The organism is Rhodospirillales bacterium RIFCSPLOWO2_02_FULL_58_16, assembly GCA_001830425.1.
GTDB lineage: Bacteria > Pseudomonadota > Alphaproteobacteria > Rhodospirillales > 2-02-FULL-58-16 > 2-02-FULL-58-16.
In genome coordinates, this window is record MIAA01000016.1 from 229,156 (window position 1) to 242,709 (window position 13,554).

The following is a 13,554-nucleotide window of genomic DNA, read 5'->3' on the forward strand; positions in this document are numbered from 1 at the left end:
TTTGCATCGCTTTTCGCGTCGCGCCTGGCGGACCGCCTCGCCGGATCGAAACGCAGATGATCCAATCTGGTCGCAAACCGCTCTAAATAATCATCGTTATTCGTGATCAAAATCACAGACAGGGGAGCGAAGCTCGCTCACACTTAATTCCAAGGCAGGGGCGGCAAGGAGGAAAAAATGATGGAAACAATTTGTACGAAGTTTGATTGTTTTTTTCGGGTTAAGGATATGTGCTGCAATCTATGCGCCGAGGGCAAAGACCCTTGCCTTCTTTATTGGCCCGCCGACAAGAAACCGGAAATCAAGGATGAAAAAGCGCCGCCGTCTCCGGCAGGCGCGCCGTCGATTAACTCGTTTCTTTCTCCAGCCCCTTGATTTTATTGGTAGCGGAGGAGGGACTCGAACCCCCGACACGCGGATTATGATTCCGAGTCTTATGCCAGCGTCGGCGGGTTTGCGGGTGGTGCGTCGGCAACAATAAACGTAACTACGAATATTAATTGACTTCAATAATAAACGTAACTACATTAATCCTATGAATGTGGTTTTTGACGCTGCCAAAGATACCGAAAACCGGCGCAAGCACGGTGTATCACTGGCCGAAGCCGCTTTCATGGATTGGGATGCCGCGCTGATATGGCAAGACACACGACATGACTATGGGGAAACCCGCATGGTTGCTTTGGGGGAAATCGGCGAAAGGGTGTATTGCGCGGTTTTTGTTGACCGTGAAAGTGACCGGCGGGTAATCAGCTTGCGGAAAGCGAATCAGAGGGAGTTTGACCATTATGAACAGGAAACTAATTAGACCCTCCAAAATTGAGGATGCGCAGATTACCGCCGCCGCCCTTACTGACTCTGACAACCCGCCGCTGACTGATGCGGAATTAGCGCAATTCAGGCGAAGCCGTGGAAGGCCGCTCGGAGGCGGAAAAAAAGAGCAGGTAACGCTTCGGCTTGACACGGAAATTCTGGAGCAATTCAAGGCGACCGGCAGCGGCTGGCAGACCCGCATAAATGACGCGCTGCGGGATTGGGCGAAACATCACTGACAAGGCGTTTATTGGTAGCGGAGGAGGGACTCGAACCCCCGACACGCGGATTATGATTCCGCTGCTCTAACCAGCTGAGCTACTCCGCCGTTGCATGCCCTATACGGCCAAAGCCGAAGATATGTCAAGGGAGGCGCCGACCATGATCAGCATGATCCCAAATTGCTCAATATCTCCTCCGCCTCGGCAAGGTCTTGCGGGTTGTTGATGTTAGTGAAGGGATCGATGGGATCGCACGGGTAATCAACCGGCGCGACCTTGCAGCGGAGCATCCAATCCTGAATGCGGCGCACTCCCTCATCGACCACGGCGCGGCGCAGGTCTTCCCTCAGACTCAGCGGCCATAGGGCAAATGTCGGATGGTTGCGGTTTGCCGAGACGGCGCAGGCGATATCGGCTCCTTCTTTCTTTAGTGTCCGGGCCAGACGCTTTACCAAATCACCGGGCAGGAACGGAGCGTCGCAGGGCGAGGTGACGATATAGGCAGCTTGCGGGGCATTGGCATACGCCCAATCCAGGCCGGCAAGTATTCCGGCCAGGGGGCCGGCGAAGCCTTCGATGGCGTCGGGGACCACTTCCAGGCCCCAGCGAGCAAAACGGGCCGGGTCGCCGGGAGCATTAATGATCAGGGTGGCTACCTGGGGGCGAAGGCGCTCGATAACATGATCGAGCAGGGGGCGTCCGGCCAGAGGCAGCAGGCATTTTTCCTTGCCGCCCATGCGCCTGGACTTGCCGCCGGCCAGCAGGACGCCGGGCAGGGGAATGAGTTTTGTCATATCAGGGCATGCTTCTTCAGGCGGTTGCGGAGTTGGTGGTAGGTGAGGCCCAGACGGTCGGCGGCGGCTTTCTGGTTGTGGCGGCCGGCGACCAGGGCCTGTTCGAGCAGCCGCTTTTCCATAGCGGCAAGCGTTTCGCGAAAGTTCACCGGCTCGCCGGGAATCTCCGGCAACGGCGGCGCTTTCGGCGCGGCTTCCGTTTGCCGAGGCTCAGGCCGATAAGGCGACTGAAAGGGATCAAAGACGATGGCGTCAACGGCTTCGGCGGGGGCCGGATGGCGGTAGACGGCGCGTTCGACCACGTTGCGCAATTCGCGGACGTTGCCGGGCCAGCAGTAATCCATCAGCGCGTCCGCCGCCCGACGGCTGAATCCGGGGAATCCTTCCCATTCCAGCTCCATGGCGATGGCGCGTCCGAAGTGGCGGGACAGCAGGGGGATGTCGCCCTGTCTGGCCCTCAGCGGCGGCACGGTCAGCACGTCGAAGGCCAGGCGGTCAAGCAGGTCGTGGCGGAAGCGTCCGGCGTCGGCTTCGCTCGGCAAATCGACGTTGGTGACGCCGATCAGGCGCACATCGACATTCAGCGTCTGATTGCCGCCGACCCGCTCGAAAGCGCCGTATTCGATGACCCGCAGCACCTTCTCCTGGACCGGCAGGGTGGCGTTGGCGATTTCATCAAGGAACAGGCTGCCGCCGTCGGCCAGCTCGAATCGGCCGATCCGCTGTTTGCCGGCCCCGGTGAAAGCGCCGGCTTCGTGGCCGAACAGCTCTGTTTCGATCAGGGTTTCGGGCAGGGTGGCGCAGTTGACCTGGACAAAGGGGCCGGCCCAGCGCCGGGAGCTAAAATGCAGACGGGCGCCGATCAATTCCTTGCCCGAGCCGCGCTCGCCGATGACCAGCACCGGGCGGTCAAGGGGCGCTGCCTCGGACACCCTCTCCATCAGGGCGGCGAAGGGTTTGGACTCGCCGATCAGCGGCGGTAATTGACGAGGAGAAGACATGATGAATTTCACCATATTTTATCAGAATATGCAAATTATTAGTTATTTACGCCAAGCGTTCGACTCTATCAAAAAGATTAAATCATGAAATAATAATGTGGTTTCAATGTGTTACCCGAATCCGGGCCGATTGGCATGTTTCCTGCGATAGATCAAGGCAGGATTAGCCACACAGTTAATTAACGGAGACCGACAATGGGTATCTTTTCGCGCCTTTCCGATATCATCAACTCCAACCTGACGGCGATTCTCGACCGGGCCGAGGACCCGGAGAAGATTATCCGCCTGATGATTCTGGAGATGAACGAGACCCTGTTCGAGGCCCGCGCCTCGGCGGCGAAGTTGATCGCCGACCGGAAGGAAGCCCGGCGCACCCTGGATCGCCTGAACGAGGCCCGGGACGAATGGCGACGCAAAGCCGAACTGGCCCTCGCCAAGGACCGCGAAGATCTGGCCAAGGGGGCGCTGCGCGAAAAGGCCAAGCTGGAAGAAACCGGAAGATTGCTCAAGGACGACCTGGCGGCGCTGGATGCCTTGCTGGTTGGTCACGAGGAGGATATCAACAAACTTCAGTCCAAGCTGCGCGAGGCCAAAGCCAAGCAGGAATCGATCCAGGCCCGTCATGATGCGGCGACTTCCCAACTCAAGGTCCGCAAGCGCGTTCATGACAGCCGCATTAACGACGCCTTTTCCCGGTTCGAGCGGATGGAACGTCGCGTTGACGAAGTGGAGGGTAAAGTGGAATCCTACAATCTCGGCAAGGAAAAGAGTCTGGCCGACGAAATCGCCGAACTGGAAGTCGAGACCGCCATCGACAAAGAACTCGAAGCCCTCAAGGCAGGCGCCGGAGGCGGCAGGAAATAGAGTAAGGAGTCAGCATGTCGATAATGTTCTTTTTTCCCGTCATCGTTATTTTCATGGCGGTGGTCCTGCCGGTCTGGATCATCGCTCACTACATGACCAAATGGCGCACCGTCAGGACGCTGTCTTCGTCTGAAGAAAAAATGCTCACCGGGCTGTGGGACAGCGCCGTGAAGATGGAAACCCGCATCAAAAATCTTGAACGCATTCTCGATGCCGAGGCTCCCGACTGGAGGGAAAAAATATGACATACGCCGGTAAATATAATCGTGATCCCAGCCCCACCAGACTTTATCGTGACCCCGCCAACGGCCATTTGATGGGCGTGTGCGCCGGAATCGCCGACTATTTCGACATCTCCCCCTCAACCGTCCGCGTCATCGCCGTCATCAGTCTGGTGTTTTTCACCGTGCCGACGGCGATCGCCTACTTTGCCGCCGGCATGATGCTCGAAGCCAAGCCGGCAACGCTGTACGCCAGCCGCGAGCAGGAGGATTTTTGGCGGGAAATGCGCACCGAGCCGGTCCACACGGCGAGCAACCTCAAGCACAAATTCCGCGATATCGAGCGCCGCATCCGCGAAGCCGAGGCCTATGTCACCTCAAGCGAGTTCAAGCTGAATCGCGATATTAGTAATTTATAGCAAAGGCTACCCCTTGCCGCGCGTTCCCGTCCGGTTGGGCTTGAAGGAGCGTTCGATGAATTCGATAATCTTGCCGGCGACGTCAATACCGGTCGCTTTTTCAACGCCTTCAAGGCCCGGCGACGAATTCACCTCCATAACCACCGGCCCGTGACTGGAGCGGAGCAGGTCAACGCCGCAGACGTTCAACCCCATTACTTTTGCCGCCGTCACGGCGGTTTTGCGCTCCGCAGGCGTGATTTTGACGGCTTCGGCCGATCCGCCGCGATGCAGATTGGAGCGGAAATCGCCTTCCTTGCCTTTGCGCAACATGGCGGCGACCACTTTACCGCCGACCACGAGGCAGCGAATGTCTTCGCCATGGGCTTCCTTGATGAACTCCTGGACCAGAATGTTGGTCTTCACGCCGCCGAAAGCCTGAATGATGCTCTCCGCCGCCTTTTGCGTTTCACCGAGCACCACGCCGATGCCCTGCGTTCCCTCCAGCAGCTTGATGACGACGGGAGCGCCGCCGACCAGATTGATGATTTCCTCGGCGTTGCTTGTTCGGTGGGCGAACAAGGTAACGGGCAGGCCGACGCCCTTGCGCGCCAAAAGTTGCAGGCTGCGCAACTTGTCGCGGGACCGCGAGATCGCCACCGACTCATTGACGGGATAAACGCCCATCATTTCAAATTGCCGCAGAACGGCGGTGCCGAAGAACGTCGCCGAAGCGCCGATCCGGGGAATGACGGCGTCATAGCCTTCAAGGCTTTTTCCGTTATAGTGGATCGTCGGGTTATGCGACGCGATGTTGATGTAACACCGAAGATGGTTGATGCTGTCAATCTTGTGATGGCGCTGCCTGGCCGCCTCGATGAGCCTTTTGTGCGAATAGAGATTCGCATTGCAGCATAGAAGTGCGATTTTCATAACCTGCGCCTTTATTTACCGAAGCGGTAGGATGCCGCCGGATCGACGACGAACCGCTTGCGCACCGCTTCGCGGCCTATAAGCAAACGAAAATTCATTTCGTCCCGGTCGGTGAGGGTCAATTCTATCGGCCAGCTTTTATCGCCGACAGCTACCCTGACGCTTACCGTATATCTTTTTTGCTGCTCACCGTTTGAACTGGTGATGACCCGTTCATCAACAAGAGGCGCGCGGCACTTTATTTCCGGAAATTTTCGGCGCTGGGATGAATGCACGAAGAATTCCACATGCGGAACGGGGAGGTCACGAACTTCGCGTATGCGAAAGGCGTGAAGCGCGGACGTTCTTGCTCCGGTGTCGATCTTGGCCTTGATCCGCGCTATGCCGAGGTCGGGAAACGCCACCCATTCGCGCCACCCGATTATCTCTTTTTTAGCGGCTTTTCTATGTTTCATGCGGGGTTGGACTCAGATTTGGTCCAGCCGGCGAAAACGGATGATTCCGGCGCTGCCTTCCAGATGGGGGCGTCCCAGGCTGATGACGCCGGAGCCGACGATTTCGGAGGTTTCGCGCTTGAGCATGGTGGAGACCTTGTCGGTCATTTCCACATAGGTGCCGTTGGAGCTGTAGTCGGTGAGCAGAAACTTGCCGCGAGTGAATTGAATCTTGGCGTGTTTTCTTGAGGCGAGGGAGTCGTTGACGACCATGTCATTTCCTTCGTCGCGACCGATGGTTACGGTCGGTCGGCCGGCGCCGAGGCGGTAATTGGCGCCGTCATGGCTGAGTTCAAGGATAATCTCGCCGGCGGCCGGCGGCGCCGTGGTGTCGCCGCCCATGATGGTCTGGCTGTCTTCGTCGTCCTCACGCCAGATTACCTCGAAAATGGCGATCATCTCGTCCTTGCCCTTGACGGTGGTGGTGTCCAGGTGGCGAACGCCGCTTTTGAACGCCGGGGACAGTCGGTCCACCGTATCGCCGGTGGTCATGATCTCGCCGGCGGTCGCCCAATTCGCCATGCGGGCGGCGATGTTCACGGCATTGCCGAAATAGTTGATTCCCTTCTGGATAACCGATCCGTAATGAAAGCCGACACGGATGGAGACGGGGGCGTTGATGTGCGCCTGCTGCATGGCGACGGCGGCTCTGAACGCCGAGTCGGCATTCGGGAAGCGGGTCATCACCTCGTCGCCGACGGTCTGGATCAGGGAGCCGCCGCATTCCTCGGTCTTGGCGATCAGGATGGCGAGGCAGTCGGCGACCAGTTTCTGGGTGGCGACGTCGCCGAATTTTTCGTACAGGCCGGTGCTGCCGGTTATGTCGGCGAATAAAATAACCAGGGTTTGCTGTTCATCGGATTTTGGCACGATATTCCTCAATGATAGGAAGCGGTAGACCTCTTGGTTAGAGCATTTTCCGACTAAAATAAACCATCAAACGAAAAACGGCCCCTTGGGAGTTATCTCAAGGGGCCGTCTTTCGTTCTCTTTAGGATTCTAGCGGCGGTCGCCGAACAACCGCAGCAGCATCATGAACAGGTTGATGAAGTCCAGATAGAGGGTCAGGGCGCCCATAATAGCCTTCTTGCCCTGCATTTCGCTGTCGTCGACTTCGCTGTACATGGCCTTGATTTTTTGAGTGTCATAAGCGGTCAGACCGACGAACACCAGCACGCCGACCACCGAAATCACAAAATGCATGGCCGAGCTTTGCAGGAAGATGTTGACCACGCCGGCGATAATGATGCCGATCAGCCCCATGAACAGGAACGAGCCGAAACCGGACAGGTCGCGCTTGGTGGCGTAGCCGTAGAGGCTCATGCCGGCGAAGGCGCCTGCCGTGATAAAGAACACCCTGGCGATGCTGGCGCCGGTGAACTGGATGAAGATGGATGCCATGGACAGGCCCATGACGGCGCAAAACGCCCAGAAAACCATTTGAGCGGTCGAGGCCTTCATTTTGTTGATGCCGAAGGAAAGGACCATGATAAAGGCCAGCGGCGACAACATGACGACGAAGGACAGGCCGGAGCCGAAGATCATCTGCATGGCCGTTTCCGACGATGCGACCCAGAGGGCGACTATGCCGGTCAGCGTCAGGCCGGAGGCCATGTAGTTGTAGATGCCGAGCAGATACTTGCGCAGGCCGACGTCCACGCCGGCGTCTATGGCCTGGGCGGCGCTCATCCGCGCGGTTCGAAGTTCAAACTGGTTATTAGGTTCGAAAGCCATGGGGAACACCTGTTCAAATAAAAAAGGCGGTTTCAACGAATATCATCATCCTTGATTAATATGGCACAAATGGGGCAAAACTCAATAGGCTTACCGGCGGCGCGCTCATCCGCGAGAAAAGGGTCGTAAATGAAAAAAGTTAAAACTATCGACACCCTTGACCTTTCCGGAAAACGGGTGTTGGTGCGGGCTGACCTCAATGTTCCCATGCGCAACGGCAGGATTACCGATTCCACCCGTCTTATGCGTATGGCGCCGACGGTAAAAGAACTGGTCGCAAAAGGCGCGACGGTTATCGTTATATCCCATTTCGGGCGCCCCAAGGGAGTAGCGGCGGAGGGGTTTAGTTTGCGTCCCCTCGTCGAAGCCCTGAGCGGCGTGGTCGGGCGACCGGTGACTTTTATCGAAGATTGCGTCGGGGCGAAGGTTGAATGGGCCTTGTCGATCATGCCCGAGGGCCATGTCGCCCTGCTCGAAAATCTGCGCTTTCATCCCGGAGAGGAAAGGAATGCCGCCGGGTTCGCCGGTGGACTGGCCGCCCTCGCCGATTGCTACGTCAACGATGCTTTTTCCTGCGCTCACCGCGCCCATGCCTCAACTTCGGCCATTGCCCATCTGCTGCCCGCCGCCGCCGGGCGTCTGATGCAGGCGGAACTGGAAGCTCTCGGCAAGGCCCTGGACGACCCGCAAAGGCCGTTGGCGGCAATAGTCGGCGGCGCCAAGGTCTCCACCAAGATGGAGGTGTTGGGCAATCTGGCGGCCAAGGTAAATTTACTGATCATCGGCGGCGCCATGGCCAATACGTTTCTTCATGCCGAGGGGATTGATGTCGGCAACTCTCTTTATGAACATGATATGGTGGATTCCGCCCATGCTATAATGACGGCGGCAAAGGCGACAGGCGCCGAGATCATGTTGCCCAGAGACGCCGTGGTGGCGCTGGAAGGCGCGGCCGGCGTCGAGCATCAAACCGTATCCGTAACCGCCGTTCCCAAAAACGCCAGGATACTGGATATCGGCCCGGGGACGGCGGCCGCCGTAACCATGCGCCTGAGCCGGTGCCGGACCCTGGTGTGGAACGGGCCGTTCGGCGCTTTTGAGACGCCTCCTTTCGACGCCGGCACCAATGAAGTAGCCAGGGCCGTGGCCCGGATGACGATGAAGGGCGACCTGATCAGCGTTGCCGGCGGCGGCGACACCGTGGCGGCGCTGGCCAATACCGGAGCGGGAAGCTCCTTCACCTACGTTTCAACCGCCGGCGGCGCTTTTCTTGAGTGGCTCGAAGGCAAGGAATTGCCGGGCGTCAGCGCGCTGTACGAGGATAGTTAATTTTTGGAAGGCGCTTTATGCGGATTGCCGGGGCGTTGAATATTGGCGACCAGGGAATCAAGCATTTCCCGTAATTGCTCCGATTGCGCTAAAAGCTCGGCAGTGATTTCCATGGCTTCGGTTGAGGACGCGGCGGCGATTGCAGAGGCGATTTCCTTGATCTCGCTGATGATGTCGGCGATATCCTTGACTGTCCACGTCGCTTGTCTGGTCGTTGCGCGGATAGCGTCGAAGCGCTGGCCGATGGCGTCGTCCTTGGTTTCCTTCAGCTTCTGGCCGACCGCTTTTTTGTAGTCGGCGGTTAAGGCGAGGAGGCTGCTGTCGGTCTCGCCGCGTTTAAGCTCGCCGGCGTCCGTTTGAGGCACAAGGAAATTCGTCTGGTTGGTAATGACGGCGAGCAGCGCGTCCAGTTCATTGATCTTGCCGGCGACATCGGCCAGTCCGTTGATCAGGGCGCCCGTTCTTTCGGCTTCGTAAGCCGCCTCCGAAACATTTTGTGATGATCGGGCCAGTTGCCGGCTGGCAATGGTTATCTGTGCCGACAGAGTGTCCGATGCGACGGGCTGCGGCTTTTCCGGCGTAAGCTGAGGCGTGGGCAGATTGACGACGGCGGCCTCTTTTTCTTTGCTTTCCAGGATGGATTTGGCTTCGTCGGCGGCTTTCGCCAGCTCGGCCTTGGTCGCTTCCAGATCGATGCGAAGCAACGCCGCTTCGATCAATGCCGTTTCGCCTTTCATTAATTCTTTTTTGGTTTCATCAAGCTCCTTGCGCAGCGCGTCCGCTTCGGCGGCGGCGGCGGCGCTGTTTCCGGCCGTGCTTATATGGGTTTCCAGTTCCATGCGAAGCCGGGTGGCTTCGGCCATGGCGGCCTCGCCCTTTCTGGTTTTTTCGCTCGCTATTTCGAGTTCCGAGCGCAGTCGCTCTATTTCGGCAAGGGCATTTTTGTCTTCTTTATCCTCCCGGCGCAGGGCTTCGTCTGATCCCAATCGCAGTCTGGCCAGGGCGCGGGCGATGTCACCCGTTTCGTCCTTGTTGCCGAGCGCCGGAATGCCTACGTTTTTATTGCCGTCCGCCAGCGTTATCGCCGTTATTGCAATGTCTTTGACGGGAGAAATGATGGATCGCATCATGATCAGGCCGAACAACATGAGCGCAAGTACGATTGCCGCGCCGCCGGCCGGCAGCGACAGGCGATATAGTCTGCGAAGCTGTTGTTCTTCTTTGGACGCCTCGATCAGGTTGTTCCCGGCAAAAGTGACAAGTCCGTTAATGCTGGGAGCGATATAGGCGAAGATTTCATCGAGACGGCTGATTTCCCTATCCCGCTTCAGCCGGCTTTTGGCGAAGGCGGTAATGCTGTCCTGATAGGATTTCAAAAGATTGCCGATCAACGCTTTATCTTCCTCCGGCAGTTTGGCGGAGGCGAGAAGGGCGGCAAACTCGTCGATGCTTTTGTTTAATTTCACTATGTCCTGCATCTCGCCGAGCCGGACGAATTCTTTTTCGTGCTCACGGATCGTCGCCAGCGATCCGATGAGAAGAGTTATCCTGGTATTGGCAATCCTGGATTCCACATTATGCGCCGCTTCCCGCAGCCCGTCGGCAAGACCGCCGGCTTTGCCGGTTACTCCTTGAGCGGCGACGGCATTGGCGAATTCCGCAGTGTATTGGGCGAGGCCTTCATTGATCGTGGTGATATGCTCCTTGATCGGCGCCGCCGCGAGCAGGGAATAAAGGGCGTTCAACCGGGCGGAAAGAAGGTCGGCATTTATCTTGTGGCTGTTGATGTGTTGAGGATTTTTGCGCAGGAAGAAGTCTTTTTCTTCGATGCGGATGTTCCAGACGATTTTCTCGACGGAAAAGATTGAATCAGCCAGTTCCCTGGATAACATCAAGCGGCTTTGCGCCGTCGAAAGCCTTTTATCGGCGATGAAAAGTCCGCCCGCCGCTGAAACAAGGGCAAAAACTCCGAACAGGAAAAAGAGAGTCGTGCGCACGGAAAGACGACCCCCGCCCAGAAAGGTCTTTCCTTCGTAATTATCCATAATGGAATCATGTAAATCGGGGTGAAGGTGGTTTCTTTTCGTCATGCCGTTCTCTTAAAAACTTATGTAACCCGGCGCCCATTATATAAAGAACTCCCGTGGAGTGTGGCTATATTTTGCGTTTTGAGAATCCATTAACCTTTTTCGGTTATGCTGGTCGCCATGAATGATACGTTAAATATAGCAAGTCAGTTGCTTTCCCGTCTCGGTAACGATGCCGGTCGTCTTGGAACGGCCGGTGAAGCCGTCATTCGCGCCAAGGCGATTCCGCAAGGGATCACGACTGAAGAGCAAATAGGGATTATTCGCCTCAATCGGGCGGCTGCTTCCGGCGCGCCTTTCCGAAGCGACGCGCCGCGCGGATATTATTTGAACATTCGCGTTTGACGTTTCCATCATAAAGCATCATTTTAGGGCGCTTCAGAAAGGGCGCCTGTCTGCCGTTATGCGTTTTCATATATATTTTCCCGCTTTTATCCTGTCGTCATGCGCAGCCTTCGGGGCGAACGCCGCCGATCTGTGGATTGATGTAAGCGAAATGCGTTCCGGCAGAGGGGACGTGCATGTCGCCGTCTATGCCGATCCGAAAACCTTTCCGAGCAGCAAAGGCATGATCGCCGATGTGATCGTGCCGGCTCGGGAAAAGGGGACGGAGGCGGTTTTTACCGGCCTGGCTCCCGGAACCTACGCGCTGGCGGCTTATCATGACGAAAACGGCGATCACGAATTCAATCAGATATTTTGGGGCCTTCCCATTGAAGGCTTCGGCTTCAGCAACGGCGCCAAGGTATTTTTCGGCCCCCCCGATTTTGAGGAAGCCGCTGTGAACGTAGGCGAGGGCGTTTCAAGGATCGGCATTGCCATGGATTATTGGCTTCAATAATCCTTCAACCGTACAGATACAGGCAGATCGCCATCGACCCGATAACTCCCGCCAGATCGGCGCAAAGGCCGGCCGCCAGGGCATGGCGGATGCGCCTTACGTTCACCGCGCCGAAATAAACGGCAAGCACATAAAAGGTGGTTTCCGTCGATCCCTGAATGGTGCCGGCCAGGTAGCCGAGATAGCTGTCCGGCCCGATTGCCGGGTCGTTGACGATGGAAGCCAGAAGGCCGTAGGCCCCGGAGCCGGAAAGCGTCCGCATCAGGGCCATGGTCAGGGCTTCCGCCGGCAACCCCAGGGGAGTGGTGATTACCGACAAGGGAGTGACCAGCATGTCCATGGCGCCGCCGGCGCGGAACATGCCGACGGCGACCAGGATAGCAACCAGATAGGGGATGATGCGCAGCGCCACCTCGAAGCCGTCTTTGGCCCCTTCGACGAAGGCTTCGTAGACTTGAACCTTGCGCGCCGCGCCGAAGCCCAGAAAGCCGACCATCAGTCCGGGGATAATCCACGGCGCGATCTGATGACCGTAGGCGATGGTCAGCGGGATCAGGGCGACCACCGCTCCCAGCAAGGCGAACGACGCCCATGTCGGATAGGCGGCGTCGGCGCCGCCGATGTCCGGGGAAACTATCGGCGGCGCGGTTTGAGGCTCGGCGGCGGACGGCGGCGCGCCCATGGGCCAATAGCGTTGACAGGCCTTGGCCACAATAATGGCGACAGCGGTTGAAAATATGGTGGCGAACAGCGTCGTCGGGATGATTCCCGCCGGATCATTGGAGCCGGCGGCTGCCCTGAGCGCGATCACGCCGGTCGGCACTATGGTGACGCTGGAGGTGTTGATGGCCAGAAACAGCACCATGGCGTTGGAGGCGACGCCTTTTACCGGATTCAGCTTATCCAGTTCCTGCATCGCCCGGATGCCGAAAGGCGTCGCCGCGTTGCCCAGTCCCATAATGTTTGCCGACAGGTTGAGGATCATCGCTCCCATAGCCGGATGGTCGGCGGGGACGTCGGGAAAAAGCCGCTGCATCAGCGGACGCATGGCGCGGGCGATGATCACCAGCAGGCCGCCGGCCTCAGCCACCTTCATAAGTCCCAGGAACAAGGCCATCACCCCGATCATGCCGATGGCGAGGGTGACCGAGGCGGCGGCCGAGTCGATCATGGCGACGGTCAACAATTCCATCGGCGCTTTGGCGCCGTTGCCCGGATCAATCCAGGTTATTTGATGAAATCCGGCGACGGCGAAGGATATCAGCACAATGGCGAAGAAGATGCCGTTCATGGCCGGAAGCCTCTAATTATTTTTCTTTTTTCTCTCGTCGTCGTCGTCATGCCCATGATCATCGTCGTAGTTTCCATTGTCGGCGTCCTGGTGGCAGGAGACGCAGTCGGCGTTGGACTTGGCCTTGGTCGCTTTCATCATAAGCGCGTAGTCGCCGCCCTTGTGTTTGCGTTGCCAGTGCGGCAGGCCGGTAATGCGCAGAGGCGTCTCATCCGTTTTTACGTTACGCATAATCTTGACGCCGGCTTTGCTGAGGGTGACATCGGCCGAGCCTCCGGTCAGATAGCCGAGAATCTCGCGGCGGTCTCCTTCGTTCAGATTTGCCGATTCGCCGAAATGATCGGATAGATTGCCCATCAGCAAAAGCCATGACCGTTGAGGCAGAAGCAGCGGTTGAAACGCCATGTGACAGCCGCCGCATTCGCGCTTGACGATCTTGTTGGCGACCGGCGGAATGCGATCATCGGCCTGCGTCGGCGCGGGGAGAAGAAAGAGCGCCGCCGCGATGACAAGGATGCGCATGAAGGTTGGTT

18 protein-coding genes and 1 tRNA gene are annotated in these 13,554 nt (G+C 57.7%); 8 read left to right on the forward strand and 11 right to left on the reverse strand.

The features are described 5' to 3' along the window. Positions 1-177 precede the first annotated feature (177 nt). The 3 genes from A3H92_02975 to A3H92_02985 all read left to right on the forward strand — a co-directional run bounded on the left by A3H92_02975 (position 178) and on the right by A3H92_02985 (position 1,052). Positions 178-375 carry a hypothetical protein gene (locus A3H92_02975; GenBank protein OHC75648.1) on the forward strand — a complete coding sequence of 66 codons (198 nt, stop codon included), beginning with the start codon at positions 178-180 and terminating at the stop codon, positions 373-375. A gap of 160 nt (positions 376-535) precedes the next feature. After that, positions 536-808, forward strand: coding sequence for a hypothetical protein (locus A3H92_02980; GenBank protein ID OHC75649.1), 273 nt, complete (start codon positions 536-538; stop codon positions 806-808). Next, the gene (locus tag A3H92_02985; GenBank protein OHC75650.1) at positions 789-1,052 is read left to right on the forward strand and encodes a hypothetical protein; all 264 of its coding nucleotides are present in this window, start codon (positions 789-791) and stop codon (positions 1,050-1,052) included. The genes A3H92_02980 and A3H92_02985 overlap by 20 nt, the downstream gene beginning before the upstream one ends. A gap of 12 nt (positions 1,053-1,064) precedes the next feature. On the opposite strand, the gene A3H92_02990 is transcribed toward A3H92_02985, so the two are convergent. The 3 genes from A3H92_02990 to A3H92_03000 form a co-directional block, all read right to left on the reverse strand. Beyond that, positions 1,065-1,141 (reverse strand) — tRNA-Met (locus A3H92_02990). A 57-nt stretch (positions 1,142-1,198) separates the two neighbouring features. Then, positions 1,199-1,828 (reverse strand): molybdenum cofactor guanylyltransferase MobA, encoded by a 630-nt coding sequence (locus A3H92_02995; GenBank protein ID OHC75651.1) that lies wholly within the window; start codon positions 1,826-1,828, stop codon positions 1,199-1,201. Then, entirely contained in the window at positions 1,825-2,829 is a 1,005-nt protein-coding gene (locus A3H92_03000) for a phage shock protein operon transcriptional activator (GenBank protein ID OHC75755.1), read from the reverse strand. Before A3H92_03000 ends, A3H92_02995 begins: the two co-directional genes overlap by 4 nt. 195 nt (positions 2,830-3,024) lie before the next feature. On the opposite strand from A3H92_03000, the gene A3H92_03005 reads away from it, so the two are divergent. From A3H92_03005 to A3H92_03015, 3 genes are read left to right on the forward strand one after another with little or no spacing between them, the layout of a single operon-like run. After that, on the forward strand, positions 3,025-3,693 hold the full coding sequence (locus A3H92_03005; protein OHC75652.1) for a phage shock protein PspA: 669 nt from the start codon (positions 3,025-3,027) through the stop codon (positions 3,691-3,693). Between the two features lie 14 nt (positions 3,694-3,707). Further along, positions 3,708-3,938 (forward strand): phage shock protein B, encoded by a 231-nt coding sequence (locus A3H92_03010; protein OHC75653.1) that lies wholly within the window; start codon positions 3,708-3,710, stop codon positions 3,936-3,938. After that, positions 3,935-4,333, forward strand: a complete 399-nt coding sequence (locus tag A3H92_03015; protein ID OHC75654.1) for a hypothetical protein — start codon at positions 3,935-3,937, stop codon at positions 4,331-4,333. Before A3H92_03010 ends, A3H92_03015 begins: the two co-directional genes overlap by 4 nt. 6 nt (positions 4,334-4,339) lie before the next feature. On the opposite strand, the gene A3H92_03020 is transcribed toward A3H92_03015, so the two are convergent. From A3H92_03020 to A3H92_03035, 4 genes are all read right to left on the reverse strand, one after another. Continuing rightward, a complete protein-coding gene (locus A3H92_03020) occupies positions 4,340-5,245 on the reverse strand; it encodes a ribosomal protein S6 modification protein (protein ID OHC75655.1) in 906 nt (301 codons plus the stop codon). Positions 5,246-5,256: 11 nt separating this feature from the next. Next, positions 5,257-5,700, reverse strand: coding sequence for a ribosomal protein S6 modification protein (locus tag A3H92_03025; protein ID OHC75656.1), 444 nt, complete (start codon positions 5,698-5,700; stop codon positions 5,257-5,259). Between the two features lie 12 nt (positions 5,701-5,712). Continuing rightward, positions 5,713-6,576 (reverse strand): hypothetical protein, encoded by an 864-nt coding sequence (locus A3H92_03030; GenBank protein OHC75756.1) that lies wholly within the window; start codon positions 6,574-6,576, stop codon positions 5,713-5,715. Between the two features lie 162 nt (positions 6,577-6,738). Beyond that, on the reverse strand, positions 6,739-7,473 hold the full coding sequence (locus A3H92_03035) for a hypothetical protein (protein OHC75657.1): 735 nt from the start codon (positions 7,471-7,473) through the stop codon (positions 6,739-6,741). Positions 7,474-7,602: 129 nt separating this feature from the next. Here A3H92_03035 and A3H92_03040 point away from each other — a divergent pair, with 129 nt between their 5' ends. Then, positions 7,603-8,802 carry a phosphoglycerate kinase gene (locus A3H92_03040; GenBank protein ID OHC75658.1) on the forward strand — a complete coding sequence of 400 codons (1,200 nt, stop codon included), beginning with the start codon at positions 7,603-7,605 and terminating at the stop codon, positions 8,800-8,802. Here A3H92_03040 and A3H92_03045 read toward each other — a convergent pair. Then, positions 8,799-10,892 carry a hypothetical protein gene (locus A3H92_03045; protein OHC75659.1) on the reverse strand — a complete coding sequence of 698 codons (2,094 nt, stop codon included), beginning with the start codon at positions 10,890-10,892 and terminating at the stop codon, positions 8,799-8,801. The two genes, A3H92_03040 and A3H92_03045, sit on opposite strands and share 4 nt — an antisense overlap. A 129-nt stretch (positions 10,893-11,021) precedes the next feature. After that, entirely contained in the window at positions 11,022-11,246 is a 225-nt protein-coding gene (locus A3H92_03050; GenBank protein OHC75660.1) for a hypothetical protein, read from the reverse strand. A gap of 46 nt (positions 11,247-11,292) precedes the next feature. Here A3H92_03050 and A3H92_03055 point away from each other — a divergent pair, with 46 nt between their 5' ends. Next, positions 11,293-11,730, forward strand: coding sequence for a hypothetical protein (locus tag A3H92_03055; GenBank protein ID OHC75661.1), 438 nt, complete (start codon positions 11,293-11,295; stop codon positions 11,728-11,730). A 4-nt stretch (positions 11,731-11,734) separates the two neighbouring features. Here the strand turns inward: A3H92_03055 and A3H92_03060 are convergent, their stop codons facing one another. Both A3H92_03060 and A3H92_03065 read right to left on the reverse strand, forming a co-directional pair. Further along, on the reverse strand, positions 11,735-13,021 hold the full coding sequence (locus A3H92_03060; protein OHC75662.1) for a spore maturation protein: 1,287 nt from the start codon (positions 13,019-13,021) through the stop codon (positions 11,735-11,737). Positions 13,022-13,033: 12 nt separating this feature from the next. Continuing rightward, positions 13,034-13,543 (reverse strand): hypothetical protein, encoded by a 510-nt coding sequence (locus A3H92_03065; protein OHC75663.1) that lies wholly within the window; start codon positions 13,541-13,543, stop codon positions 13,034-13,036. Between the last annotated feature and the right edge of the window lie 11 nt (positions 13,544-13,554).